General features: G+C 52.9%; 28 protein-coding genes. 6 read left to right on the forward strand and 22 right to left on the reverse strand.

Annotated elements, in window-relative coordinates; all coding sequences use genetic code 11:
- Positions 1–104 precede the first annotated feature (104 nt).
- Positions 105–1,331, reverse strand: a complete 1,227-nt coding sequence (gene mutY / locus NYE70_RS23010) for an A/G-specific adenine glycosylase (protein WP_445323861.1) — start codon at positions 1,329–1,331, stop codon at positions 105–107.
- A gap of 184 nt (positions 1,332–1,515) precedes the next feature.
- Positions 1,516–1,905 carry a holo-ACP synthase gene (gene acpS / locus NYE70_RS23015; RefSeq protein WP_341048415.1) on the reverse strand — a complete coding sequence of 130 codons (390 nt, stop codon included), beginning with the start codon at positions 1,903–1,905 and terminating at the stop codon, positions 1,516–1,518.
- 374 nt (positions 1,906–2,279) lie between these two features.
- Between acpS and NYE70_RS23020 the strand changes: the two genes are divergently transcribed.
- Positions 2,280–3,143: an alpha/beta hydrolase gene (locus tag NYE70_RS23020; RefSeq protein WP_341048416.1), complete on the forward strand. Its 864-nt coding sequence runs from the start codon at positions 2,280–2,282 to the stop codon at positions 3,141–3,143.
- Between the two features lie 60 nt (positions 3,144–3,203).
- Complete coding sequence (locus NYE70_RS23025) at positions 3,204–4,106, forward strand: AraC family transcriptional regulator (RefSeq protein ID WP_213655536.1); 903 nt, start codon at positions 3,204–3,206, stop codon at positions 4,104–4,106.
- A gap of 120 nt (positions 4,107–4,226) precedes the next feature.
- Here NYE70_RS23025 and NYE70_RS23030 read toward each other — a convergent pair whose 3' ends face one another.
- From NYE70_RS23030 to NYE70_RS23060, 7 genes are all read right to left on the reverse strand, one after another.
- Positions 4,227–5,426 (reverse strand): ABC transporter permease, encoded by a 1,200-nt coding sequence (locus NYE70_RS23030; RefSeq protein ID WP_213655537.1) that lies wholly within the window; start codon positions 5,424–5,426, stop codon positions 4,227–4,229.
- Positions 5,423–6,112 carry an ABC transporter ATP-binding protein gene (locus tag NYE70_RS23035; protein ID WP_341048418.1) on the reverse strand — a complete coding sequence of 230 codons (690 nt, stop codon included), beginning with the start codon at positions 6,110–6,112 and terminating at the stop codon, positions 5,423–5,425. The genes NYE70_RS23030 and NYE70_RS23035 overlap by 4 nt, the downstream gene beginning before the upstream one ends.
- Positions 6,109–7,176, reverse strand: coding sequence for an efflux RND transporter periplasmic adaptor subunit (locus NYE70_RS23040; protein ID WP_341048420.1), 1,068 nt, complete (start codon positions 7,174–7,176; stop codon positions 6,109–6,111). The genes NYE70_RS23035 and NYE70_RS23040 overlap by 4 nt, the downstream gene beginning before the upstream one ends.
- A gap of 20 nt (positions 7,177–7,196) precedes the next feature.
- On the reverse strand, positions 7,197–7,838 hold the full coding sequence (locus NYE70_RS23045) for a YIP1 family protein (RefSeq protein WP_211023724.1): 642 nt from the start codon (positions 7,836–7,838) through the stop codon (positions 7,197–7,199).
- Positions 7,839–7,965: 127 nt separating this feature from the next.
- Positions 7,966–8,775, reverse strand: a complete 810-nt coding sequence (nadE, locus tag NYE70_RS23050; protein ID WP_341048425.1) for an ammonia-dependent NAD(+) synthetase — start codon at positions 8,773–8,775, stop codon at positions 7,966–7,968.
- 113 nt (positions 8,776–8,888) lie between these two features.
- Positions 8,889–9,323, reverse strand: a complete 435-nt coding sequence (locus NYE70_RS23055) for a BrxA/BrxB family bacilliredoxin (RefSeq protein ID WP_341048426.1) — start codon at positions 9,321–9,323, stop codon at positions 8,889–8,891.
- Positions 9,324–9,489: 166 nt separating this feature from the next.
- Positions 9,490–11,226 carry an ATP-binding protein gene (locus NYE70_RS23060; RefSeq protein ID WP_341048427.1) on the reverse strand — a complete coding sequence of 579 codons (1,737 nt, stop codon included), beginning with the start codon at positions 11,224–11,226 and terminating at the stop codon, positions 9,490–9,492.
- 139 nt (positions 11,227–11,365) lie between these two features.
- On the opposite strand from NYE70_RS23060, the gene NYE70_RS23065 reads away from it, so the two are divergent.
- Positions 11,366–12,640 carry a BaiN/RdsA family NAD(P)/FAD-dependent oxidoreductase gene (locus NYE70_RS23065; protein ID WP_341048428.1) on the forward strand — a complete coding sequence of 425 codons (1,275 nt, stop codon included), beginning with the start codon at positions 11,366–11,368 and terminating at the stop codon, positions 12,638–12,640.
- Here NYE70_RS23065 and NYE70_RS23070 read toward each other — a convergent pair.
- Positions 12,635–13,906: an ABC transporter permease gene (locus NYE70_RS23070; RefSeq protein ID WP_341048430.1), complete on the reverse strand. Its 1,272-nt coding sequence runs from the start codon at positions 13,904–13,906 to the stop codon at positions 12,635–12,637. The genes NYE70_RS23065 and NYE70_RS23070 overlap by 6 nt on opposite strands.
- 22 nt (positions 13,907–13,928) lie before the next feature.
- Entirely contained in the window at positions 13,929–14,633 is a 705-nt protein-coding gene (locus tag NYE70_RS23075; RefSeq protein ID WP_213655543.1) for an ABC transporter ATP-binding protein, read from the reverse strand.
- Positions 14,634–14,899: 266 nt separating this feature from the next.
- On the opposite strand from NYE70_RS23075, the gene NYE70_RS23080 reads away from it, so the two are divergent.
- A complete protein-coding gene (locus NYE70_RS23080; RefSeq protein WP_211023739.1) occupies positions 14,900–15,367 on the forward strand; it encodes a MarR family winged helix-turn-helix transcriptional regulator in 468 nt (155 codons plus the stop codon).
- Positions 15,368–15,472: 105 nt separating this feature from the next.
- Here NYE70_RS23080 and NYE70_RS23085 read toward each other — a convergent pair whose 3' ends face one another.
- The 7 genes from NYE70_RS23085 to NYE70_RS23115 form a co-directional block, all read right to left on the reverse strand.
- Entirely contained in the window at positions 15,473–15,649 is a 177-nt protein-coding gene (locus NYE70_RS23085; protein ID WP_211023741.1) for a hypothetical protein, read from the reverse strand.
- Positions 15,650–15,668: 19 nt separating this feature from the next.
- A complete protein-coding gene (locus NYE70_RS23090) occupies positions 15,669–16,013 on the reverse strand; it encodes a hypothetical protein (RefSeq protein ID WP_211023743.1) in 345 nt (114 codons plus the stop codon).
- Between the two features lie 46 nt (positions 16,014–16,059).
- Positions 16,060–17,547, reverse strand: a complete 1,488-nt coding sequence (locus NYE70_RS23095) for an MDR family MFS transporter (RefSeq protein ID WP_211023745.1) — start codon at positions 17,545–17,547, stop codon at positions 16,060–16,062.
- A 131-nt stretch (positions 17,548–17,678) separates the two neighbouring features.
- Entirely contained in the window at positions 17,679–19,304 is a 1,626-nt protein-coding gene (locus NYE70_RS23100) for an ABC transporter ATP-binding protein (RefSeq protein WP_341048434.1), read from the reverse strand.
- Positions 19,305–19,913, reverse strand: coding sequence for an ECF transporter S component (locus tag NYE70_RS23105; RefSeq protein ID WP_341048435.1), 609 nt, complete (start codon positions 19,911–19,913; stop codon positions 19,305–19,307). It lies immediately after the preceding gene.
- 101 nt (positions 19,914–20,014) lie between these two features.
- Positions 20,015–20,764, reverse strand: a complete 750-nt coding sequence (locus NYE70_RS23110) for an energy-coupling factor transporter transmembrane component T family protein (RefSeq protein WP_341048437.1) — start codon at positions 20,762–20,764, stop codon at positions 20,015–20,017.
- A 20-nt stretch (positions 20,765–20,784) separates the two neighbouring features.
- Positions 20,785–21,351, reverse strand: coding sequence for a GNAT family N-acetyltransferase (locus NYE70_RS23115; RefSeq protein ID WP_445323889.1), 567 nt, complete (start codon positions 21,349–21,351; stop codon positions 20,785–20,787).
- A 219-nt stretch (positions 21,352–21,570) separates the two neighbouring features.
- Between NYE70_RS23115 and NYE70_RS23120 the strand changes: the two genes are divergently transcribed.
- Complete coding sequence (locus tag NYE70_RS23120) at positions 21,571–22,563, forward strand: alpha/beta hydrolase (RefSeq protein WP_341048441.1); 993 nt, start codon at positions 21,571–21,573, stop codon at positions 22,561–22,563.
- Positions 22,564–22,570: 7 nt separating this feature from the next.
- Here NYE70_RS23120 and NYE70_RS23125 read toward each other — a convergent pair whose 3' ends face one another.
- Together NYE70_RS23125 and NYE70_RS23130 are read right to left on the reverse strand one after the other, a co-directional pair.
- A complete protein-coding gene (locus NYE70_RS23125) occupies positions 22,571–22,801 on the reverse strand; it encodes an aspartyl-phosphate phosphatase Spo0E family protein (RefSeq protein WP_341048443.1) in 231 nt (76 codons plus the stop codon).
- Positions 22,802–23,003: 202 nt separating this feature from the next.
- Positions 23,004–23,312 carry a hypothetical protein gene (locus NYE70_RS23130; RefSeq protein WP_211023757.1) on the reverse strand — a complete coding sequence of 103 codons (309 nt, stop codon included), beginning with the start codon at positions 23,310–23,312 and terminating at the stop codon, positions 23,004–23,006.
- Positions 23,313–23,429: 117 nt separating this feature from the next.
- Between NYE70_RS23130 and NYE70_RS23135 the strand changes: the two genes are divergently transcribed.
- Positions 23,430–23,930: a GAF domain-containing protein gene (locus NYE70_RS23135; protein ID WP_213655550.1), complete on the forward strand. Its 501-nt coding sequence runs from the start codon at positions 23,430–23,432 to the stop codon at positions 23,928–23,930.
- Between the two features lie 86 nt (positions 23,931–24,016).
- On the opposite strand, the gene NYE70_RS23140 is transcribed toward NYE70_RS23135, so the two are convergent.
- Both NYE70_RS23140 and NYE70_RS23145 read right to left on the reverse strand, forming a co-directional pair.
- Positions 24,017–24,256 (reverse strand): hypothetical protein, encoded by a 240-nt coding sequence (locus NYE70_RS23140; protein ID WP_341048446.1) that lies wholly within the window; start codon positions 24,254–24,256, stop codon positions 24,017–24,019.
- 23 nt (positions 24,257–24,279) lie between these two features.
- Complete coding sequence (locus NYE70_RS23145; protein ID WP_341048448.1) at positions 24,280–26,274, reverse strand: endonuclease MutS2; 1,995 nt, start codon at positions 26,272–26,274, stop codon at positions 24,280–24,282.
- Positions 26,275–26,415 lie beyond the last annotated feature (141 nt).

The following is a 26,415-nucleotide window of genomic DNA, read 5'->3' on the forward strand; positions in this document are numbered from 1 at the left end:
AAGTTTGAATCGCTAAAGAACGAAAAAGGCCGGACGAAGGATTACTTCCCTCGTCCGGCCTTTGTTTTGCCTTGTTAAGCTGCAAGCGACTTTAACTTTAACCTTTAGCCCCATAGAGGGGAATATTGCTTCAAAATCCGTAGAAATACATTTGGAAACGCAAGCGCCGCCATGTCCTCCGGTTTGATCCAGCGGTATTCCGCCGAGTCTTCTTCGAGCACGGAGCCGCTTGTTTCGTATGCGGCCCCCGCTTCGGCAGCGGCAAGGCCGAGGCCCGGTAAGTCTGCGACAGCGGCCTGCCCGGCCGCTTCATGGAAGCGGAAAACGCGGAGATTCCAGTGGATATGGCTGAACGTATGCTCCGCGTCCATGAACGCTTCCACCGGTTGGGCGGGCACTCCCGCGGCGGCCAGTTCGGCGGCGAGCCGATCCATGGCCGGCCCGTCCGGCAGGCCGGCACCTTCGCCGGCGATCGCGGCTGCGGGGATGTGGGGCAGCTCCCACATCCGTGCGAGCAGCCCCGTATCCGGCCGGCGGCGGACGAGCACGCGCCCGGCGTGCTCCCCGTCACCCTCAACGAGGGCGACGAGCCGGTACTCCGGCCGCGGAGGCTTCGCCTTGCTCTTCACCGGCAGCGTCTCCTCCACGCCCTCAATCCGGGCCGCACAGTGGGCCATAACCGGGCATACCAGGCATTGCGGCGATTTGGGCGTGCATACCAACGCGCCCAGCTCCATCAGCGCCTGGTTAAAGTCCGCGGCCCGTCCCCGGGGAATTAGCCCGGCGGCCAACTCCTCCATCAGTGTACGGGTGCCGGTCTTCATGATATCGTCCCGAATCAGGAAATAACGGGACAGCACCCGCATGACATTGCCGTCCACCGCCGGCTCGGGCTGATTGAAGGCGATGCTTAAGATCGCGCCGGTCGTATAAGGACCGACTCCCTTAAGTGCGGCCACATCCGCCTTGTTCGCGGGCACTACCCCGCCGTGCCGCTCCATGACCTGACGAGCGGCCGCCTGCAAATTACGGGCCCGTGAATAATAGCCGAGCCCTTCCCAGCATTTGAGCACATCCTCTTCGGGCGCTTCGGCCAAATCCTTCAGCGTAGGAAAGCGCTCGATAAAACGCTGGAAATATGGAATGACCGTATCCACCCGGGTCTGTTGAAGCATAATTTCCGAGACCCAAATCAAGTACGGATCACGCTGTCTGCGCCAAGGCAAATCCCTTTTGGAACGGTCGTACCATTCCAGCAGCTCGGTACTGAAATATGTTTTGCTGTCTATATTGTCCTGCATGTTCTTCTCCTTAAATTTCAGTCTATTCATTGAATGGATGTGGGGCCAGTACGTAAAATGTTCCTTCGATCGCTGTTGGTTCCAGATTTCTTGAATTTATAGAATCTGAGAAAGCAGAAATCCGGAACCAAAGGCGAACGCTCCACTTCTTCGGAATCATTTTACTCCCTTGCCTGCATCCCATTCTTTTAATTCATCTATCTATGAATTAGCTTCAATCCAAGCGTTCCACTACCGCGAAGGCTGAAGCCAGTTGGCGTTCATGCGTAATGCTCAGATGAACAGTGTATTGCTCCGGGGACAATCCTAACCGATTCCACGCCCCGTCGGATAGCGACACGTACGGCTTACCATTGACGTCGGGTAGAATCTCCATATCGACAAAGCCCAGCTTGCTGCCAATGCCGCAGCCAAACGCCTTGCTTAAAGCTTCCTTGGCGGCAAACCGCCCGGACAGGAACTCAGCAGGACGCGCACTGCATCCCGGAAGCTTCAGCTCTTCCGGCGTCAATACCCGCTGCTTCAGCTTGTCCCCCGCTTTTCCCTCCAGCATGCGTTGCATGCGTCCGATTTCCACCACATCATGACCGATACCATATATCAAAAGGCTGCCCCTCTTCCTCAATACGCTTCCTTATAGAGGTTGTTCAAAAAGTCATTTTTCCACGACGAAGCAGATCACGAAGTGGATTCGACGTCGAATCTTGAATTCAGCCGGGCCTTCCGTTGCTCTCGTACCCATGTACGCTCCGCTACTCAGTCCCTAACTTCATCCAACCTTCTTGGTCCTGAAAACCTGACTTTTTGAACTCACACTTAGAGATTCATAATTAAAAGGACTGTTCTATTGCTTCCAACTTACATTTCCATTGTATCAGGGAAGCCACCGCGACGCGAGTCCGGCGCCCTCCCTATGTTATAATGAAGCTATTCTGCAGCATAACGACAACTCCCAAATAGAAAAGGAGAGACAAGCTTATGCCGATCGATTTTGAAATCCCCTTAAACGGTGGCCATCTGTTAAGATGCTCCCGCTTTCCCGCCCAGGAGCCCGCCGGCCCGGCGGCCCTGATTGTCATCGCCCATGGATATAAAGGGTTTAAAGACTGGGGAATGTTTCCCCATGCCGCGGAATATTTAAGCCGCCATCATGAAGTCATCACCTTCAATTTTTCCCATAACGGCATCGGCAGCCATCCCGAGGAGTTCACCGAACTCGAGAAATTCGCCGTGAATACCTATGATCGGGAATTAACCGATCTGGACGAGCTTATTACCTACCTACAGTCTGACCCAAGTTATGCCGGACTCCCCCTATTCCTGCTGGGCCATAGCAAGGGTGCCGGTGTCTGCCTCATCCATGCGCTCGACCATCCCGGCCAGGTTCAGGGCGTCATCTCGTGGAACGGGATCACGAACCTTGACTTGCTCAGCGACAAACAGAAGGAAGAGATGACCCGGACCGGCCGCAGCTATGTGGTCAACGGACGTACCGGACAGCAAATGCCTCTCGACAAAATAATCCTCGACGATCTTGACCGGCAGCGGGAACGGTTCGATCTTTTAGGGCGGATGGCCCGCGGCTCCGATTTCCCCGTCATTCTGATCCAAGGCTCCGAAGACGGCGCCCATTTGCGCAAGGGCTCCGCGGAACTAGTCTCCCTGCGACCCGACATCACCTGGGTAGATATCCCGGGCGGCAACCATACCTTTGGAACCGTTCATCCTTTTCAAGGTTTTACGGAGCCTTTCCATGCGGCGCTTGAAGCCACGCTCTCCTTCATTTCCAAGATTTCCGGTTACGCTCCTTCTTCCCAGGGCCATTCCGGAGAGCAAGAATGATCAAGTTTACGGCTCCCTCACCCCCTATACTTAACACATAGACCGGTCTGGAGGAAGTTCATGAACCATGTTGAAATCATTCAGCAAAGCATCGAATATATCGAATCGCGGCTTGATGAGGATTTGACCCTGAAGGGGGTGTCTCAGGCAATGCATTATTCGGAGTATCATTTCCACCGCACCTTTCTTCATCTGGTCGGGGATACGGTTACCTCGTACATCAGGAAACGCCGTCTCTCCAAAGCAGCGGAGCTGCTTGCCTTCAGCAACAAGAAAGTGATCGACATTGCGCTGGAATGCGGCTTCGGTTCCCACGAGGCTTTTACTAGGGCTTTCCGCAAAATGTACGGCATTTTACCGTCGGCCTGCCGCAGGCTGGGGCGCCCCCCTTTTCTCGTCGCCAGATTCGAGGCGCACGATCTATTCGATGAACAAATCTATTTGGAACGGGGAGAATTTCATATGGAATATCGGATTGAGACTTGTCCGGCAATGAGAATCATCGGATACGCGATTCAAACGACCACGACGGACGGACAGAACAACACGGAAATCCCGGCCTTCTGGCAAGCTTACATACGGGATCAATTGGGCGCCAATGTGCCCGGCAAAAAACGTCCCGAGGTAGAGCTCGGCGTTTGTACTACCATGGACGAAGACGGCACTTTCCGCTACATCATCGGTTTTGAGACCGACGACAAGACCGAGGTACCGGAAGGAATGGTGGAGCTCACCATCCCGGAGGCGACCTACGCCATCTTTACGACCCCGCCGGCCGATCGAGCGGATTTCACCGACTCCATCCAGTCAACCTGGAACAAGATTTTTAGCGAGTGGTTCCCCACTTCCGGATACGAACAGGCTTACGCTCCCGACTTTGAATGGTATGATCAGCGGTGCTGGCCTGACAAAGGCCAGCAGATGGATATCTACATTCCTGTCCAGCCCTCAACCAAGCAATAACGAACAAGAAGCCGGCATTAGCGGATAACACAAAAATATAAAATGACGGTGCATGGATCATCATCTCCATAGCACCGTCATTTTTTTGGTCTTTCGCTCGTTATTCATGCTTCCGGAATATCATTCATAGCGCAGCGATTCGATCGGATGCAGCTTGGAAGCTTTGTTAGCAGGATACAGGCCGAAGAAAATGCCCACCGCCGCCGAAAATCCGAATGCCAGCAGGATCGCCCAGAGGGACACCACGAAGGGCCAGCCCGAAATTAGGGCGAACAGATACGCGGCAAACAATCCCAGCAAGGCTCCCACCGTTCCCCCGATAAATGAAAGGATGACCGCTTCAATCATAAACTGAAGCATAATCGTACCCGGCGTGGCTCCGATCGCCTTGCGGATCCCGATCTCACGCGTCCGCTCCGTGACCGAAACGAGCATGATGTTCATGACGCCGATTCCTCCGACAAGAAGGGAAATTCCCGCAATCGATCCGATGATCGTCTGTAAGATAGAAAATGTGCTGGATACCATCTTTTCCGCATCTTTTCCGCTTTCGGTCAAGTAGGAATCCGGCTCCACGTTTTTCCTGTCGGCCAGCCAACTCTTAAGGGTCTTCATCGTCCCTTCCATTTGATCCGGGGAGGAAGCTACGATCTCCAGCATCCCGAGCCGCCCGTTATCCCCGGCTTCTCCAAATGAAACCGCCGTGATAGGCACATACCCGGAATACCTTTCTCCTTCCATCCCGCTCAAGATATTCTCCTCCGTCTTGTATACGCCGATAATGCGGAACGTATCGTTCCCCAGAACGACTCTTCTGCCGATGGCTCCTCTTGCCGAGCCAAACGCCTTCTCCGCATATTTTGCGTCGGCCACAATGACTTTCTGTCTGCCTCTTTCCTCCTGGGCGCTAAAAAATCTGCCCGCCGTGATATCCAGCTTTTGCATTTTGGGCATCTCCGAGGTAGTTCCCGTTAAGGTGAAGCGCAGCTTATCCTGCTTCAGCTTCGTCGTCACACCGTAACCGAGCGAGGCAGATACATAGCGAATGCCCGGAACCTTGCGCACTTCAGCTATATCCCGCAGCCGGAAATCGGCCTTCTCCACATTACTTTCATCATTATAATTCGGATAAATTACAAAATAGCCGTCTTCATAATTGGAAACCATCGAAATAATGGAGGATTGCCCCGCCTGCCCGATAGACACCACCGTAACAACCGCAGCGACCCCGAACACAATGCCGATCATCGTCAAAAAAGAGCGCAGCTTATTCATCCGCAAATTATCCAGGGCGACCCATACGCTTTCCCAAATGCTCATAGGCGGGCACTTCCCTTGCGCGTATCCTTAAGCAGTTTGCCGTCTCCGAACAGAAGCACGCGGTCTGCATGTTCCGCGATATCCGGCTCATGCGTGACCAGAACAATGGTCGTCCCCTCCTGATGGATCTCTTTGAACAGAGCCATGATGTCATGAGAGGATTTCGTATCCAGATTCCCGGTCGGTTCATCCGCCAGCAGGATGGGAGCATCCATCGTCAAAGCGCGGGCGATCGCTACCCGCTGCTTCTGGCCGCCCGACAACTCGGTCGGCCGGTGCTTTACCCGATCCTTCAGCCCAACTTTGTCCAACAGTTCCAGCGCCCGCTCGTTCCGCTTTTCCCTGGAGATTCCTGCGTACATCATCGGCAGCGTCACATTCTGCAATACCGTTTGTCTCCCCAGCAGATTGAAGCTCTGAAATACGAATCCGATCTTGCGGTTGCGAACCCGGGCCAGGTCATCCTCATTCAGCATATGGACTTCCTCCCCGTCGAGCACATAACTGCCGGAGGTCGGTACGTCCAGGCATCCGATAATATTCATCAGCGTCGATTTGCCGGAGCCCGAAGTCCCCATAATGGCTACGAACTCGCCACGTTCGACCTGCAGATTGATCTGGCTTAGTGCTTCCACTTCGAGCGGTCCATTTTTGTAAACTTTAGTGATGTCCGCCAGAGTAATCATTGGATGGCCACCTTGTCGCCGTCCCGGAGAGAATCCGCGCCTTCCACCACGATCCGCTCTCCTTTGTCGGCTCCGTTTACGATTTCGATCTGTTCCTCGCCCTCCTTGCCGGTTGTGACGGGCACTTGGACGGCTTTGTCTTCCTCAACAACGAACACAAAGGCCTGATCCCCCTCGTACTGTACAGCACCGATCGGAACGAGAAGCCGCGGCTTGTCCGGAATTTCCATGGCGATCGTCACATTGTAGCCGGAACGAAGCTCAGGCGACGCGGATTTCAGACCTACCGTCATTTCTACTGAGGCATCCTTCGAAGCGGGATCCACGACCTCCGCCGTCGGGGCCAAATAAATCACCTCACCGTCATAGGTCTCTGCGATGGATTCGCCGGTAACGACAGCCTTCATCCCGACGGCAGCTTTACCGGCATCCAGTTCATTCAGATAAGCGCGAACCTTGTAGGCCGACAAATCGGAGATGGAGACAATTCCGCTTCCTTCGGCAATGAGCTGGCCCTCATTCACGGCTAGTCCGGTAACGACTCCGTCGACGGTCGCATGCACGGCGCTGTGCTCCAGTCTTCTCTCCAGAGATTCAATCGTTAGCCTGCTGCTTTGAATGCGCAGATCATAGGCCGTTAAATCCAGTTCCTCCACTTCCAGCCCGGGGTCCTCGCTCATCAGCTTTTTAAAGTTCTCGAAATGCTGTTTTTTAGCTTGAAGCCGCTCGGATTCCGCCAGTTGCAGATTCAGGCGCTCTTTCTCCAATTGTTCCTTGATTTCGTCCATCTTGAGCGTCAACAGAACTTGGCCTTTGGTCACGGAATCGCCCAGTTTGACGCTTAACTCTCCTATGACCCCGCTGGCCGGAGAATATACCTCCGTCGTCTTCTCCGGCTCCAGCTTGCCATTGGTGTATATCTCCTCTACGATCAATCCTTCTGCAACTTCGGCGGTCTTCACCGGTGTTGCCCGTTTTATGTTCACCAGGTTGACGAGAACCAGGCCGATTACAATTAATCCAAGAATCAGTCCCCAAATCCACTTTCGCTTTAACACTTCCATCACCCTATCCTATTCTCTGGTCAAACGAACAACAACGAGCCCAGTGAAAACACGAGCCAGGTGCCGACAATCCACATGCCAACCGTCTTTCGCGGCCGTTTCATCATCACCGAAGCGCCGATCACATAGAGGACCAAGCCCCAGATAGCGAACGGATTACTCAGCGTCAAAACGTAATACAACATACTTGTCTTATCCGATACGAGGGCGGCCAGGCTGATCGAAACGTCCGTGACCGCCTTCGCTTCGGTGGCATATACCATAATTCCGGCGAGCAAGCTGCCAAGCATCCCGGGCAAAGCCGCGTAGGACATCATAGTTACCAGTTGCATGTACTTGGCCTCACCCCGGACAATCAGGTTCAGAAGCACATACAGCAGGGCTCCGACAAAAATCATGGCCACAATACTCAGCGGCGTCGTGACTATGGAGACGACATTAGTAGAGGCCACAATGCTGTCAATATTACTTGGATCGACCAGCCCTTGCTTTTTCAAAGCATCCATGGTCGCCTGCTCCATGGCCGGCAGTTGCAGATAAATCGCCACCGTGGATACTACCATTAGCAAGATTAAAGGAAAAATCCATGCCGTCTTGCTTTTTTCCCTGACCCTTTGGAACGTTTCCGTTGGCGATACGAAAATGGTGAACAAGTTTTTCAAGCGCAATCCTCCCTAGCTCCGTTTTTTCATCATTAGGTATGTATTAGAAACAAGCTGCTAATATGTATACGGAAAACTATGGAATAAAGATTCGGAAGCTTTGAAAAAAGTCACCAATTCAGTAAAATCAGATCCCCGGAATCGGACTTCGTTTATGCTCCGTCTTCCGGTACAAAGACTCCAAGCGCTCCCGGACTGCCGGCTCTACCTCTTTCCCCTCCAAATAATCGCTGTTATCCTCATAGCTGATTCCAAGTTCCTTCTCGTCGGTTTGACCCGCCCACAGGCCGGCTGACGGTGCTTTGTCAATGATATCGGCCGGCACGCCGAGATGGAGCGCAAGCTGGCGCACCTGCCGTTTGTTCAGCGAACTGAGCGGCGTAATATCGACGGCCCCGTCTCCCCATTTGGTATAGAACCCCGTAATGGCTTCCGAAGCATGATCGGTACCGACCACCAATAAATTGAGTTCAAAGGATAGGGCATATTGGACAACCATGCGGGTCCGTGCTTTGACATTGCCTTTGCCCTTATGGCTCAGATGCCGGAATTGTCCGATATTTTTTAATCCGTGTTCCGTTTCCAACGCGATTTCGTCAACCGTATCCTCGATATTCGTCTCTACCGTATGCGTCAAACCGAAGGTCTTGGCTACCTCGTAGCTATGCCCGATATCCTCCTGCTCTCCATAAGGCTGAAATACGCCGAGCGTGATATATTCCCGGCCCGTCTCCTCGGTCAATTCATCTGTCGCACGCTTGCACAGGGCGGTCGCCACCGCGCTGTCAACTCCGCCGCTGATTGCAATCAGCAATCCTGTAGTACTGGAGCTCAATACATGCTCCTTCAAAAAGTCCACCCGGCTGCGGGTCTCCTCCTCCACGTCAATCGCGGGCTTCACACCTAAACGTTCAATGATTTCCTGTTGCAAACTCATTTTTTATCCCTCCGTTATCTGCACTTATGCAATATGTAAAACGTAAAACGCCCCGCAAGTCGCTGTAAATACCGATCTGCGGGACGCTTGGGTCCAATCATTAAGTTAGAGCCTTAACGGCAATAGCGGTCAAATGCGCTTGTCAGATCAGCTGCAATTTCTTCAGCCGAACGATCCTCAATTTGATGACGCTCGATAAAATGAACAAGTTCCCCATCTTTCATCAGTGCAATCGAAGGCGAAGACGGCGGATAGGGAGCAAAGTATTCCCGAGCCGTCGCAGTTGCTTCTTTATCCTGCCCTGCAAAGACCGTAAACAAGTGGTCAGGAGTCAAATCATGCTGCAGCGCTTTGGCCACGCCAGGGCGGCATTGTCCGGCCGCACAGCCGCAAACCGAGTTTACAACGACCAGCGTCGTACCCTTTGCGTCAGGCAAAGATTCCTTTACTTCCTCAGGAGTGCGAAGCTCCTGAATTCCCAGAGAGGTCAGTTCATCCCGCATCGGTTGAACCATATCTCTCATATATTGATCAAATGACATTGACATAGCTGTATCACTCCTCATGAAAACTGGTGTCTCGAAAGCGGACCCTCCGCTTCGGCATCAAACTATATATAATTATACATTCATAAGGAAGGAAAGCAACTTTACATCCACCGTTATATGTATATTCTCATACTCGGCATCCCCTTACACTGCAAGGTTTTGCAGACTAATCTTCCATCGCCGAGATTGCTGTATTGCGGTGAAGCTGCGAGGTTTGAGCGAATGGAAAAAATACGGTAAACGTTGTGCCCTTCCCTTCTTCCGATTCGATGCTGATTTTGCCGCTATGCCGCTCCATAATACTTAGACAAAGCGACAGACCCAGCCCCGTTCCCTGCGATTTTGTCGTAAAAAAAGGTTCGAAGAGTCTTTCCTGCTGAGCAGGGGAAATGCCTGCTCCCGTATCCTTGACATATAGCTCCACACCGTCTGCGCAGCACTTTGTCTCCAGCACCAGCTGCCCCTTATCGTCCATCGCTTCCATTCCGTTGCGCCCCAGATTCAAAATCAGCTGTTTGATTTCCTTCTGGTTCAACAGCAGGTCCGGAACCTTCTCATCCAACATAACCTCGATGCTTTGGCCCCGTAGATTGGCATCCGCCCACAGGAGAGGCGTCAGTTCCTTGATGATTTCATGCAGGCTGCAAAGCTCCATCTTGACGGCCCGGTTCTGCGCCAGGGACAAGAAGTCGTTAATGATACTGTTGGCACGGTCCAACTCCTCCATCACGATCCGATAATAATGTTCCAGAGAAGAAGGACTCTTCTCCCGCATCAATTGGAGAAATCCCCGAACCACGGCCATCGGATTTCGAATTTCATGCGTAATCCCCGCAGCCATCTGCCCTACGAGACTGAGGCGTTCGACATGATTCAGTTCCTTGCGGAACGTTTCCAATTCGGTAATGTCCTGAATAACGACCACCGCGCCGATCGTTTCGTCGGTGTGCCCTTTTGTGATCGGTGACGTACTGGTAAAATAGATTTGATCCCCGTTCTGAAGCAGCTCCCGAGTTTTCGTATTTCTTTCCAGCGTCTCGGTAGCCCGGGAATTCAGAACTTGGAATTGACTGTCGGTAAGAACCGTGTTCAGCTTGTGCTTGATCAGGTTATCTCTTGTAGCCGAAGGATCACTCTTGCGATACAGGCGGAGAAACGTTTCGTTAATCGCCATAATATCTCCCTGCCTGTCGAGCAGAATAATGCTGAGCGGAGCGGCATCCATACTCTGCTGCAGCTTCTCCGCCTCGCGGAAGTAATTGCGTGACAACTGCATAACCTGGAGGCGAAGCTTTTCCTTCTCCAGAGTATGCTCAATCATATAGACGAACAGCGACCCGATCAGGAGCGTTACAAGAATATTAATCAACGCTGCAGCCAGGGAAAACAAGTCGGTTTGCAACGTCTCCATCCCGGTCAGAAACGGGGAAGACGTGATCATCAGCTCACCGGCGACAAAAAATACGGATAGAGTTACGACCTTGCCGTGCCGCCCTGTCATTTTGAAATAATTAGATGTCAGGAGCACCAAGGGATACAGAAGCATCCCTGTTTCCAGGATTAAGCCGGAAAAAGTGAAGTTTAATGCAAATAAGGGATAAAGCAGCAGATGAAACAGCCCCAGCGCGATACCATCGCGCAACCGGCCATAGAGCATCAAGGCAAACAACGGCAAAATACCATAATTGATCGGAATGTAATCCCATAAGCGGGTGGAAAAAACAGAGCAAAGCAGCATGCTTAACGTACAGGTATACAAGAGTCCTACGGAATAGGATTTTTTGCGTCCGGCCCCTTCCTTCGGCATCGAATCGGCGGCGGATTTCCCATAAGACAGCGGGAACAAAAATGCAGGTAAACCGGCAACCAGCATCTGCAGCAAGACTTCTTTTATCTCCCCCACGTTCTCCCTCCTTTGGCGGAAGAATTCATTCTATTTCCGATTAAATCATAGGCGACAAAGTTTTACAATATTTCTTGTTTTGGATAAAAGAAACAATTTGCATTTGTGAAAAAAGTACAAATAAAAAGGGGTAGTCCATATGAAGAATTACGAGGTTATTGTTATTGGCGGCGGACCGTCGGGTTTGATGGCGGCAATCGCTGCCGCGGAACAGGGGGCAAAGGTTGCTTTGCTTGATAAAGGGGACAAGCTGGGGCGCAAACTCGGCATTTCAGGAGGCGGACGGTGCAACGTTACCAACGCCAAGGAGATCGATGAGTTAATCACCTTTATCCCCGGAGGCGGGCGTTTCCTGCACAGCGCCTTCGCTTTGTTCGGCAATCGGGATATTATCGCATTCTTTGAAAACCTGGGGATTCCTTTGAAGGAAGAGGACAATGGAAGAATGTTTCCGGTATCGGACAAAGCCAAGACGGTCGTTGACGCCCTGATCGGCAAAGCCAGATCACTGGGGGTTACGCTGTTGACCCATCATCCGGTCCGGGAACTGTTATTCGGTGCCGAAGGTACGGAGGGCGTTAAGCTGACAAATGGCGAAAAGATTGGAGCCAAGTCGATTGTGGTGGCGACCGGAGGGAAATCCGTGCCCCATACCGGATCGACCGGCGATGGTTATCCATGGGCAGAAGCTGCGGGGCACACGATTACAGAGCTGTTTCCTACCGAAGTACCGATCATCTCGAAGGAACAGTTTATTGTCAACCGGGAGCTGCAAGGCTTGTCCCTCCGCGATGTGAAGCTGTCCGTTCTGGATCCGAAGGGTAAAACCGTTATTTCCCACCGGGGCGACATGATCTTCACCCATTTCGGACTCTCGGGGCCGATCGCCCTGCGTTGCAGCGGATTTATTCGCGGAGTCAAGAAGAAACATCAGGTATCCGAAGTCACCATGTCCATAAATTTGTTTCCCGACCGTTCCTCCGGGGACCTGGAATCCTTTCTGCGCAAAATGGCCGTTGCCGAACCTAAAAAGGCATTGAAGAATGTTCTGAAAGGAACAATCCCGGAGCGGTTGCTTCCGCTTCTGTTCGAAAGAGCCGGGCTCCCTGGTGAAACCACCTATGAACATCTTCCAAAGGAAGCCTGGCTTGCCTTCGTAGCCGAGACGCAGAACCTCCGAATTCAGGTAACCGGAACCCGTCCGTTCGAAGAGGCGTTCGTCACCGGCGGCGGCGTAAACCTGAAGGAAATCAATCCGAAGACGATGGGCTCGAAGCTGATGTCCGGTCTATTCTTCTGCGGCGAGGTACTCGATGTCCACGGATACACCGGCGGATACAATATCACGGCAGCCTTCGCCACCGGGTATACCGCCGGTCATCACGCCGCGAAATCGGCGCAGGGGGAGTTATAAGCTCCCCCTGCGCCGGTATCCGGACGGGAAGAGCTTCCACATCGTTCCGGCGACCCGGGCAATGAGCAGTCCGGCCGGAATCCCGACCAGGGCTCCCCACCAAGCCTGGAGCAATGCGGCACCAAGCACGCAGGTGATGACAACGACCGCCGGATACAACAGCAATACCATCAGTTGGGTTGCGCAGCGGTATTCGGTATGCTCGGCAACCGGCAAAATGTCCATGAGATCCCGGGTAAAAAAGTAACGGCGATGGCCGTTCAGCCAGTAAACCAGGAGTACCAGCAACGCGGCAAATACGATGAGATTTACCGGGTATGCCGGAAAATAAACCGCTATACAGCCGAAAAACGTGAATTGCCCGTACAACTTGATTTCAGGACCTCTGAAAAAGGATTTGAACGCCGCCTCCGCGATCCGGTCCTCCGGCTTGCTGGAACGGAGTAAACGTCCGCCGCGCCGGAACAGCCAAGGCCGGGTCCGCACCGCGGGAGGACGATCCACGGCCCCGGACAGCAGCATGCCGGTCAGCGACGTCTTTTGCCGCTCATCCTCGCGAATCTCGGCGTCAAATCTTCCGCGGAGGCGAAAGAAGCGAATCCAAGCGAGCAACAAGGCCAGAGAAATGCAGAGGATCAGGGTTGCCGCGGTTGCCGCCGGGCTACCCATCCCCCGCAGCATCCAAAGGGTGAAGCTTCCCCCCAGCACGCTGAATGCGATCGACTTCAACACCATCTGCCTCCAGCCGGACCAGCGTACATTTATCAGGTTCGACAAGAGCAGATGTACGGTTTTAAAGCCGCAGGTCACGGCCAACAGCACCAAAATATCAGGCAGTCCCATATCATAAACCCGGCTCAACAACGGAGCGATCAGCACGAAGCAGGCGCCGATCGCGGTAAAGCTGCCGAGCATCGAGGACAGCGTGCCTCCGATCATCATGCCTTTCAGCCAACGCGGACGCTGCTTCAGAAATAGCACATCAGCGGCTTCGATATACAAGACCAGACCACCAAAGGCATAGATCAGGATGAGCAGCAGCCCGGATAAGGCGGTCAACGGCAAGCTCTGAAGCCATAGGGGAAGTTCCTCCCTCCAAAGGCCGAAATAACCCCTCCCCAGCAGAAGCAGCCCGGGAATGCCAAGATACAGCAAGACGATGCCGTCAAAAGTGTACCGCAGAATCGCCAATTGCTTTCCCCAGTGATCGGCCCATCTCCTTAATAATAATCGCCGGACATTCATTTCGGCCGTAATTCGAAACATCGTCTTCCCTCCTTCCCGCCCATCAAGTCAGCACGTCGAAGCAGTCAAACAGAGGCGCTCCCGGAAGCCCTGCGGTCCGGCGGATCTCATCCAGCGTTCCGCTGGCAGCCACCTTGCCGTCAGCCATCAAAATAAAATCATCGCAAATGCGCTCCGCCGTGTCGAGAACATGGGTGCACATCAGGACTCCGGCTCCCCTTAACCGCTCCTCTTCCAATAGCCCGAGAAAATCTTTCGTGGCTCGTGGATCCAAACCTATAAAAGGCTCGTCCACGATGTATACATCCGGTTTCAGAAGAAAGCCGATCATTAGCATCATCTTTTGGCGCATCCCTTTGGAGAAGCCCCCCGGAAGATGATTCCGAACTTCGGTCATTCTGAATTTCTCCAGGAGGAGAAGGCTCTCGCGTTCGAATTCCCGCTCGTCCATTCCATATACCGCAGCGGCCAGGCTTAAATGCTCCCATAATGTCAAAGTATCGTAAAAAACCGGATGCTCGGGGACATAAGCGTACTTGTCCGAGCTTCCGGTAAAGCTCACATTTGCTTTTACCTCCGGGAGCAGGCCGAGAATCGCTTTTAATGTCGTGCTTTTGCCCGCACCATTAGGACCGATCAAGCCCGTTAATTTCCCTGACTGTACATGAAGGGTGACATGTTCAATTTTAGGTTTGCCGGCCTCGTAGCCGGCTTCCTCGATTTCTACCCGCAGCAATGGCTCTGTCATATGCTTCCCCCGCTTCTTTCTGCCGACTGTTTTCCTTCTCTTACTACGTTTCGTTCGTCCCCAAGGTTTCGCCGGGTGATTGCGTGAGCCGCGATCAAGCAGTCAGTTCCCGCTCCAAAATCAGCGGCCTGAGCAAAAAGTAGTTTTAAAAATTAAATCTGAAAATTGTGATAAATTATATTTTTTTAAAACTTTCCGTGTTCTAAGATAACAATGATCCTAACTACTTTAAACACTGTGAAAATATAGAAAGAGGCGGGATGAACATGTTGAAAACCGAGGAACGCGGAACCGATTTGTCGCTTCATCTGTACCGGGTATTTGCCAAGTCGTTCAAAAGCGTCAACGAGCATGCCGTGACAGGAAGCAAAATTCAAGGTTTTAATCCAACGGCTTTTGCCGTAATGGAAGTGCTTTATTACAAGGGAGCTCAGCCGATTCAGCAAATCGGTGCCAAGCTGCTGCTGCAAAGCGGCAATGTCACTTATGTTATCGACAAGCTGGAATCGGCCGGATACCTGCACCGCACCCCTTGCCCGCGTGACCGGCGCGTTATTTTTGCCGAGCTCACACCGAAAGGCAAGGATTTGATGGACCAGCTATATCCCGAATTTTCAGACCGGATCGATCACGCGCTTAGCGGATTGAACGAAGACGAAAAGCAGGTCATGATCGAGCTGCTCAAGAAAATGGGACGAGAAGCCGAGAAATTGGCCCCGCTCGCCCGGAAGTAGAGTCATAGTCCGTTTCCGGTGCATCGGAAGATGTTATCGGGAAAACAGCAATAAACAGCAAAACGGCTTGATCGGGAAGTATCCTGATCAAGCCGTTTTTTGTTCCTAATGCGAAGGGTCCATGTCTCTCTCTTTGTTATGATTGCGGACGTCATGTGTACGGCGGTCATTGACATCCTGCTGCAGCTGCTGTGCCTGGTGGCTGTTTACGGGAGATTGCTCCAAGTCGTGAACGACATTCCCCAGGTTTTTATCGCCGGCAAATCCTCTGGCTTTCGTCATCCGGGCAGTCCTCGCTTTCTCAATTAGGCTTTGTAATCCGTTGAAGGGCCTGGGCACATTCATGAAGATGACGGACATAATCCGAGGTCATCTCCTGAATTTTCTCGCTCCGCTCATTGACGGTCTGCCCGTCCCTTTCCACATCAACCAACGCCACGGAAACCTCGCGCGTATCCTTATAAGAACATTCGAAATCGAACGAGTAAAACTGGCGGCCCGCCGCATTGATATGAATACGGAGTCCTTGCGGATTTCCGAGATCGGCCTCCACCTGCGCCGAATCTCCCGGGTTCAGATATTCCGGCAGTTGCTGCTGCCACGCATGGACGAGCGAGCCTTGATCCAGACTCAATTCCTCATTCATCCTAACACCTCCCCTTTCCCGTTATGGTGTGGAGGAAGCTGCTGTTTTATACCTCTTCAGGTTCAGGCGCTTTGCTGCGAAGACCGAGTGCGGAAACTACGCCGAGGACCGCTATAATTGCCATAATGATAAACAAAGTATGGAGACTTCCGCCAAGCACATGCTTCAATTCCGCCCACAATTCCTTCGGCAGGAGGTGAACCTTTTCCGGGGACAACAAGTTGTTGATGTCATCCTGGGAGACCTGGGTGCCTGAAGGCGTGCCTTTAGCGGTTCGGGACACAATCCCAAGATTGATTAAGGTACCGAATACCGTAACTGCAATCGTCTGGCCGATCGACTTAACGAACGAGTTAAGCGCATTGGAAGCGCCGCGCAGATTGTAGTTGACGGACGATTGAGCGATGATTGTGAACACCGAGAATGAAAACCCGAAGCCAAGACCGTACAGCGCATTAAAAATCAGCATCACGTAAATCGGCGTTCCTTCATGAATAAACGCCATACCGCCTGCACCCACGGCGATGATCAGCATGCCGATGAGCGACGTTAGCCGTGACCCGCGGCTGATAATCCAACGCGACCCGATGATCGACCCCAGCATCCAGCTGATCGACATCGGAGCGAGCACCAGGCCGGAAATGGTGGCGTTTTTCCCGAGAACGCCCTGTACCCATAAAGGAAGATACGAGGTAAGTCCGATCAAAAGAGCGCTCGCCAGCAAACTGGCGACATTGGAATAGGCAATATCGCGGATGCGGAACAATTTCAATGGAACGAGCGGTTCCTCCGCTTTTTTCTCCACGATAAAGAACAGCGCCAGCATCACTGCCGCAAGAACGAATATGCCGATTAACAGCGGCGAATTCCAGGCCAATTGCTGGCCACCGGTCGCGAGACCGAACAGCAACGCCGTTACGCCGACCGTAAAGGTGACCGCTCCGCTGATGTCGACCTTCACTTTTCGTTTCACTATATCTTCTTTTAAATATTTTATGATGAAAATGAGCGACAAGAGCCCGAATGGCACATTAAACCCGAAAACCCAACGCCAATTGAGCGAATCGACAAAATAGCCGCCGAGCAAGGGGCCGATCAAAGAAGAGATCCCCCAAACCGAGCTGATCCAGCCTTGAACCTTCGCTCGTTCGTTAATGGAGTAAATATCGCCGATAATCGTAAACGTGACCGGAGTCAAAGCACCGGCGCCGATCCCCTGGATCGCCCGGAACAGGATTAACTGCTCCATGCTTTGCGAAAGCCCGGATAATAGCGAACCGGCCAGAAACAATACCGAACCGATGACAAACACCGGTTTTCTTCCGTACAGATCGCTGATTTTGCCAAAAATCGGCGTCGTTACAGCCATCGTAAGCAAGTAGGCGGTAAACACCCAGCTTAGCAGTTCCACTCCTCCCAGATCCCCGACGATTCTCGGCCCGGCCGGACCGATTACCGTACCTTCAATCGCAGCCAGGAACGTGGAGAGCAGCAAACCGATTAAAATATAATTCCTTTTTAGTGCGGTACCCAAAATAATGACTTCCTTTCTCAAACCTCTATGCGTACAGACTTTTATAAGACAATTAATTATATAGGAAGCCCTTCTAAAAATAAAGACAGCATACCTCCAGGCGAAAGCCGGAGACTGCTGTCCGGATGAAGTTAATTTTCCCGAAGTTTGCCGTTATCGAGCGTCCATATTTTGGTCTGCTCCCCAGCAAAAAACTCGGGTTCATGCGTAATCATCAATATGGCCGTCCCCTCGGAAACCGCCTTCCGGCACAAGGCCGACAGCAAGCGGGCGCCTGCGTAGTCCGTGCCTGCCGTCGGTTCATCCAGCAGGATGAGCCTCTTCCCGGTCATGAACCCGGCCGCGGCGCTCAGAAGGCGCTTCTCTCCGCCTCCAAGCACATAGGGCGAAGCTTGCTCCCGGCCTTCCAGACCGATCATCCGGAGCATTTCCTTCGCCTTCAGAAGCAATGGCTCAGGGGTTGCATCCTTGGCGCGAAGCTTCAAAGAGCAACGCGGTCCGTAAAGCAGCTCGTCCAGCACCGTCGAAGCGACAAATTGCTGATCCGGATGCTGGAAGACATAGCCGATGTCCTCCGCTAATTCGTACAAGGAGCTGCGCGAAGCATCGCGGCCTCTCCAGAAGATGGCTCCCGAAGGTGCCGGAAGCAAGCCGAGCATCAGCCGGGACAGCGTTGTTTTGCCCGATCCGTTGTCCCCGCGCAGAATATGCCATTCGCCTTCGTGAATCCGCATGTGCACATCCTTCAGCACGGCCGGTTCCGTCAGATCCGGCCTGCTGCCGGACCGCCTCCGGCCCTTTGCCCCGTAGGCAAAGGAGAGCCCGCGCAGCTCCAGCAGCGGAGCTGCGCCGGGCCGGGCTGCCGCCGCCGCTGCGGGCGAAGCCGGAGCCTGCGGGCTGGCGGCGTCTTGCCGCTCCCGGCTGCCTGCGGGCGGGGCCGCCTCTCCGCGCGGCGCTTCGCCCGGCGCCTGCGGCAGCAGCCCCAGGCCGCTTAGCAGCGGGCGCTGATCGCGCAGCAGCTCCGCGGCCGCGCCGTCCGCCGCGACGCGGCCGGCGGCCAGCACGACCAGCCGCGTCGCGGCCAGGGCGAGCTCGTCCAGCCGCCCCGTCAGCGTCACCAGCGTCCGGCCGCTCTGGTGAAGCCGGCGCAGCAGCGCCAGCTGACGCTGCCGTGACGCCGCGTCCAGGCTTGCCGCCGCCTCGTCCAGCACGAGGATCGGCGGCTCCAACGCCAGCACGGACGCGACGGCTGCGCGCTGGCGTCCCCCGCCGGACAACTCGTTCACGTTGTCCCGGCGACGTTCCAGCAGATCCGCGTCCTGCAGCGACGCGGTCACCCGCCGCTCGATACTTTCGACCGGCAGGCAAAGATTTTCCGGGCCGAACGCGACCTCGTCCTCCAATCGGCCTTGGACGAGTTGAGCGTCCGGGTCCTGAAAGACGATTCCGATCACGCCGGCCAAATCCCCGATCTCCGCCGAAGCCGGGTCAAGTCCGCCTACTGTAACCCGGCCTTCCCGGGAACCGCCTCCCGCCCGGGGAAGATATCCGCTTAGGAGACCGCCCAAGGTCGATTTCCCGCAGCCGCTCGGTCCGGCGATCGTTACCCATTCCCCTGCGCGAATGGCGAGAGAAATTCCATCTATAGCCGGGCCGGCTTCACCTTCATAGGTATAAAATACATCTTGCAAAGCTATCGCCAAGTTGCCGTCTCCCGATTGAGCAAATACGGAAGAAGAAACAATTGAATTTTTCATCTAACCCTCGACGCCCCGCTTGACGGCATACCGCCGCAAAAGTCCGCTGCGTGCCAGCGCGTCTCCGATCAGCTTGGACAGCAGACCGCAGAGCACCATCCCGCTGAGAATACGAACCGCCAGCGCAATCAAGAGGATATCCGTTCCCCATTTCATATAACCGAACATCCGGGCCGCGAAGAAAAACCAAATCGGCACCAACGCCCCGCCTGCCAGAAGCATGACTGGAAAACTCCACTTTCTGTAACGGAAAAAAGCAAATATCGCTTCGGCGACAACCATATAACACGCCGCGGCCACAAAACAGGATGCAATCCCGTAGGCCGAGCCCATAAACGCCTGTACCACCGCTCCAATTCCGTATGTAATGACCGCCGTCCCCGGCTTGCGGATGATGTAGCAGGCAAGCAAACCATAGATCATGTATAGACCGGTTACTGTCGAAGTGGCGATCGGTCCTCCGAGTCCGTTTAGAGCCATATTCAAGGGCGAAAGATACACCGTCATTACCGCATTGGCGGCAGCCAACATCGCCATCAACACTATATCCAGGGTTGTAAACGCCTTAAAGGTGATCTTCCCCTTACTTGCATTTGCATAGTCCTTCATATTTGTCATCCTCTCCGCTTCATTGTAAACCGCGTTTTTTAAATATAGGTTGACAATAAGGATTCGTCAAGGCTTTCTTTGCGGGTTCGCGCCCGATTCATTTATATAAGAAACCATAATCCCGTTACGGCAGCGATGCTGATAATCATAAGCGCGTACCCCCTGGCTGAAACCTTGACCTCACGCAAAAAAGTTCGGCTTCTATAGGCTCCAAACCCTTTGGTTTCCATCGAGCCTGCGGTTTGCTCCACACGCCGGATTGCCCCCGCGAACACGGCTACCAGATTTTCGCGCCAAACCCCAAATCTCTCCCCGATTCCCCGAGGTTTCCGGCCATAGCGAATCTTACGGGCCTCGGCGGCACTCCTTCTTTCCTGTTCCAAAAGCGGAAGAAACGTAAGCGCCATCGATATTCCGAACACAAACCGGTACGGCAGCTTCAGCCGCGTCGTCATCATAATAACGAAGTCCTGAGGATCGGTCGTCTCAATATAAATCAGCGACGAAATAAACAGGCAGAACATCCGGAGCGTAATCGCCGCCGCATATAGAATCGCTTCAGACGAGATGCGAATTCCGCCCAGCGCCCAATATTCTCCTCCCCCGGGTGCGGCGAGTGTTGTCAGAACGAACAACGGCAACCCGAAAACGACAATATAGCCCATCCGGCTGGCCAGCCTTCCCCAGGACATTCCCGCACCGGACAGAGCGGAGACCGTAAGCAAGAGCAGCAAACCGCACAAAGGCAGCGGCTTGTCCCAATGCATAGCCAACATTGCGATGCAAAACAAAGTGATCAGCTTGCTAAGCGGATCAAGCTTATGTAACGAATATTGGCCTTGTTTCCTCATTCCGGCATTCCTCCCTTCCCTCAGCGTCCGTATTCTCTCTTCAAAAGAGAGTATATCAACAGATCGACAAAGCCCTCTTCCGTTTTCTGATACTCGCGCAGCAATCCTTCATCCCGGAAGCCAAAAGCCCGAAGCAGCGACCTTGACGAATCATTCCTCGGATCCACCAGCGCCTCGATCCGGTTCAGCCCCATCGTTCCATATCCGAAGGGCAGCACCAGCCGAAAAGTTTCGGACATATAGCCCCGGCCCCAATATTCACGTCCTAAATCATAACCGATCTCCCCGCGGTAGGCGCCGGCCAGCTCCCAAACATTGAAGCCGCAGCTCCCGATCAGCCTGCCGGTCTCTTTCAATTCAATTCCCCAGCGCAGGGTATCCTCGCTCTCGGAAAGACCGTTCAACAAATTGATCATTTCGTAAGTATCCTCGATGGAGGCAAACGGAGGCATATTCATATACCGTACTACCTCGGGATCGCTCCAGTAACGGAACATCTCGCGGGCATCCTTCTTTTCCATCCGCCGCAAAATCAGCCTCTCGCTTTCAAGCACCGGAATCTCTCCGCCGCATTTATACATCGGAATCCCCCTGACAGAACGTTGTTTGTTTCATCTACCGCTTCCCATTCATTTATATAATCACATAAGCCGGCAAGCCGTCAAAGCCGGAATCCCCCTTAAAATCCAGGGCAACCCGGATCATTAAAAATCGGATTACGCGATTTTCCCGCCTGTTTTTCGGTGATACTATTTACAGAAGAATTAACATGACAACGATGGGATGGGAAAAGGAGGACGCCTCTTATGATTTACTCTATGATCATGGTACCCGTATTCTTGCTGCTTGCCGTTAGCGGAATAACGAGGTTCGCTTTTCGCCAAATCACCCAAATGAAGCTGCAAACTCATGAGAGAATATTCAATTACTTGGAAACGACAGGGGTCTACTCCCGTGAACAATTCAACAATCTGAAGAAACGGGAAGTGAAGGTTACCTCTAAGGATGGATTGACGCTGAGCGGCTATACTCTGGAGCCTCATCCCGGGGGAAAGCAATGGATGGTCATCGTCCATGGTTACACAGTATCCCTGCATGTTTCCGCGCAGTATATCGAAATGTTTGAGCGAGAGGGCTTTAACATACTGTTGATAGATCAGCGGAGACACGGAAACAGCCAAGGCATCTATACCACCTACGGCTTTATGGAAAAGTTCGATGTCGAAACCTGGGTTAGCTGGATTTTGGAGCATTACGGGGAAGAGTGTGTTATTGGGCTGCACGGGCAATCGTTGGGCGGGGGAACCGTGCTGGAGTATCTCGCCATCGCGGACCCGCACGTCAAATTCGTGATCGCCGACTGTCCTTATTCCGATCTCAGCCGGTTGATGTACCACCAGGTACGGGTTCTCAACAAGATCCCTGCATTCCCGCTGCTAGGACTCGTCAACAAACGGATGGAGCGTATGGCCGGGTTCCGCATGGAGCAGGTCAGCCCGCTCAAGGCTGTAGAGAACAGCAAGATGCCTGTCCTGTTCGTACATGGAACAAAGGATAATTATGTGCCTACCTATATGAGTGAGGAATTGTTCGAGCGAAAGCCCGAGCCCAAGCAGCTTCTGCTGGTGGAAGGGGCGGTCCATGCCAATGCCTATGGCGTGAATCCGCAGCGTTATGCCGAGGAGGTTCATACTCTAATACAGAATGCATTGGAAAAAGAAGAGGCACCCGCAGGTTCTCCTCAGCTCTGCAATCCGTCACAGACTGCCGCAACCGTAGCTACAGCTACAGCCACATAAGATAGGCTCATCTCCCAAGCATTTGATTCTGAGCCATTACAATATACTGATCCAGTCTCTGGCTCAATTCCACTACCGTAACGCTGTTGAAATCTTCCTGTTCGGCAGCGTTCATTAATTCGGACCGCAGATGCTCAATCATATCCATCAGTTCGCCGCTGACCTTCGGGCGCCCCGGCGTTCGATTGAAGCTCTTGAAGGAGGGATAGACCACGCAATTCACCTTCTTTATCTTCATAGAGAGGTTGTTCAAACCTCCAAGCCTGTCTTTTGAATTCGTACTTAAAGCCCATTTTAATGCATGATGCAAAAAACATATTTTGCAAATTTTAAAAAATTTAGCACACTTTGTCGTTGCGTGTAAAATTTTTAACCAAAAAAAGGAGGCTGACTCTCAGGTGTAAAAACCTTTTGAGACAGCCTCCTTGCCACGCCTTCGCCTAGACCGAATTTACGCCGGCCTTGTCTTCCTTCTCCGGCTGATTCACTGTATCGCACAGCTTTTTCAGCACGGTTCGGATCTCCTTCAATTCTTCCTTCCCAGCGCCGGTCATCGAGTATACATCATCATGAGAGGTGAGAAAATTGTCTTCCGCTAAACGTTCCAGTTCCTGCTTCACTTCGCGCTCTCCCACTTTATACCCTTGCGCCTCCAATAGCGGAAGCGTATCGCTAACAGTAAGATCCTCAAGCGTAGCCTGATGGAGCATATGAATTCGAATAAACAAATTTTGCACGTCGGCGCGCATGATGTTTTCCCCTTTCCGGCGTTAGATCGTTCAATTTTAAATTACCCTGCGGAAAGTAGGCGGAAACAGTAGTTATTCAGTATAATGAGTTGTACAGATAAAGGAGGAATTCCAGCTATGTTTCATGCCGCTGAACTTGCAGGCTCCCGCGAGGAGCAACAGAACGAAGTTCTGTCCCAGCTACAAGCGCTGATCGAAGGAGAGCGGAGCGCCGCCGCCAACCTGGCCAACGCCTCTGCACTTCTCCATTACTTTTTACAGGATATTAACTGGGTAGGCTTTTATTTATTCGACGGGCGCGAGCTGGTACTGGGTCCGTTTCAAGGCCTTCCGGCCTGCATTCGTATACCCATGGGCAAAGGCGTGTGCGGAACCAGCGCCGAACGCCGTGAAACGCTGCGTATCGAAGACGTCCATGCCTTTCCAGGGCATATCGCCTGCGATGCTGCGTCGAACAGCGAAATCGTCATTCCGCTTGTAAAGGAAGGCCAGCTTCTTGGCGTACTGGATATCGACAGCCCGCTAAAAGGGCGATTCGACGAATTGGACCAGTCGTTCCTGGAACGCTTTGCCGGGCTTCTGACAGAGCAGCTCGAAACTCCGCTCGCCCTGTTCTAGACCGCAATATAATCGTGTCTCAGACTGCAATAACAATGGCCTTGCTTGGAGCAGTTCTTCTCCAAGAAGGCCATTATTCATACCAGCTACATCTTCAAGGGCCGTTCGTTCCCTCGTTTAAAATTGCCTGTCGCTTTCGCCAAAAGCAACTGTAATTCCTTCTCATCTTTCGCCGCGTTTACTTTTTCCAGAAAGCGTTCCGCCTCTTTCCCTTTTAACGTTTTAACCACTTTACCGAAGTACTCCAAAAATACAGCTCCGTTTTTAGACGTCCGGTATAGGAAGGGGTGCTCTTCCAGCTTGTTCCTCTTGTCGATTCCGTTCATCTCGTTTATTATTCCTCTCCCGCTTATTGCTCGCCCGGTCTCCGGATGATTTCCAATCCCTCCACATGCCGCTTGCCCATCAGCTTGCGTTTCTTCCGGTTTTCCTTGGAGTCCAGCACGATGTCCAAATCATAATCCTCCGGATAGAGCTCTTCCTTCTTCAGATAAGGCTTAAGTCTTTTGCGGTTTATCTTAACCCTTTGCTTTTGAATCATCACCCCGACGATTCCTCTGGAATCCTCGGGTTCGCAGACGATGCCGATTTTGCCGAAGGCCGTGACGAATACGGCGTCACCAACCTCAAATTTCACCGGCGGCGTCTTCCCTTCACTTACTTCAGCCGGAGTGTCCTCTTGTTCCTTTTCTCTTTCTTTGGAGGTAAGAGCAGCCCTCTCCTCTTCTTTCCTCCAGTGAGCATTCTGAGCAACCTCACTTTTCCTTTCAGATTCCGGAACAATTTCATCCCAGAGCGAAACCTTACCGCCCTCACCGATCTGGCGGCTTACGATATGCTGGGATCTGGCAATAATATCGGCCTTGATCCCCAGTTTCCTGGCGATTTCGATCGCATAGCTTTGACCGGACCGCCCGATCGTCAGGCGGTACAGCGGCCGCAGCGTCTCGGCGTCAAATTCCATTCTGGCGTTCTCGAACCCCTCCGCTCTGGAAGCGAACGTCTTCAGCTCATTGAAATGCGTCGTCACCAGAACGGTAGCGTTCTTACGGCTGAATTCGTCCAAAATGGCGATCGACAAGGCGATTCCTTCCCCCGGATCGGTTCCCGCTGCCAGTTCGTCGATCAGCAGCAAGGTATGCGGCCCCGCCTCTCTTAGCATCGACACCAGGCTCTGGATTTGAGCCGAGAACGTACTGAGCGACTGCTCCAGATTTTGCCCGTCCCCGATAACAGCCCTGATGCCGCGGTATACCGAGAATTTGCTCCCCCGCCCCACCGGGACCAGCAATCCCGACTGCACCATGAGCGCAAGCAGGCCGAACGTTTTCAGTACAACGGTCTTCCCGCCCGTATTGGGTCCCGTAATAATCAAGGTCTTATAACGTGCGCCGATCTCCAGATCCAGCGGCACCATGCTTGCCAGCAGCTTCGGGTGTCTAGCTTCCCGGAGCACAGTCTCTCCCCGGTCGTTCAATTCAACCGGAACCCCATTGATGGAAGCCGCATATTTCGCCTTGGCGAAAATAAAATCATAGGTCCCTGTAATCTCGATGTTCCGTGCGATCTCATCGGCCTCTTTTTCCACCAGATCGGTCAGATAGCCGAGAATTTTGGCCTCCTCCCTGGCTTCTTCTCCTTGCAGGGCCTCCAGCTCCCCTTGCAGGGCAGAAATGTCGTCCGGCTCCATAAACACCGTCTGCCCGCTGGTCGACTGATCCAGCATCCGGCCTTTGACTTGTCTGTAGAACTCCTTTTTCACCGGAATAACATATCTTCCTCCTCTCACGCTGACGATGTTCTCCTGCAAAATGGAGGCATACCGTGACATGACGGATTGAAGCCTTTTACCGATCTTTTCCTTGATCATCTCGATCTTCCGGCGCACCTTCTCCAATTCCCGGCTCGCGTCATTCACAATCACGCCATGGCGGATACAACGCAGAATCTCCTGCCTTATCGTAGGAAGGTCCCGCAGCGAGGACGCATATATGCCGATTTGCCAAGCCGCTTCTCCCTTCGATTCGATGTATTTCTTCAATTGGCCGCAGCTTTGCAAAAAGGTCGACACCGCCATTAAATCCTGTTCCTTAAACAAATATCCCGTACCCATCAGCGACATGACCAGTTCGATTCCGTCCAGGGACGGAAGAGGAATGCTGGAGCCTTTTCCGAGCAGCTCGCGGGCCTCTGCGGTTTCTCCCATTGCCCTCTCAATCGCTCTGAGCTCCTCCATTGGCGCTAACTTCTCAATCCTTGCCCGGCCTTCGTACGATACGGCAAAGTTTATCAGTTCCTGTTTGATGCTTTCATATTCCAACATGTTTAAAGTGAAATTCTCCATTAAGGTTGAATACCTCCCGATTTGATGTAATTCGATAACAAAAAAAGGCAAAAGACAGCACGAATGCCATCCTTTGCCCTTCTTCTCCCGCAAGCAGTAAAAATGTTTGCCCCTCGTAAACTCAAAAAAAGCCGCGCTGAT

The organism is Paenibacillus sp. FSL R5-0407 (assembly GCF_038009185.1).
GTDB lineage: Bacteria > Bacillota > Bacilli > Paenibacillales > Paenibacillaceae > Fontibacillus > Fontibacillus vini.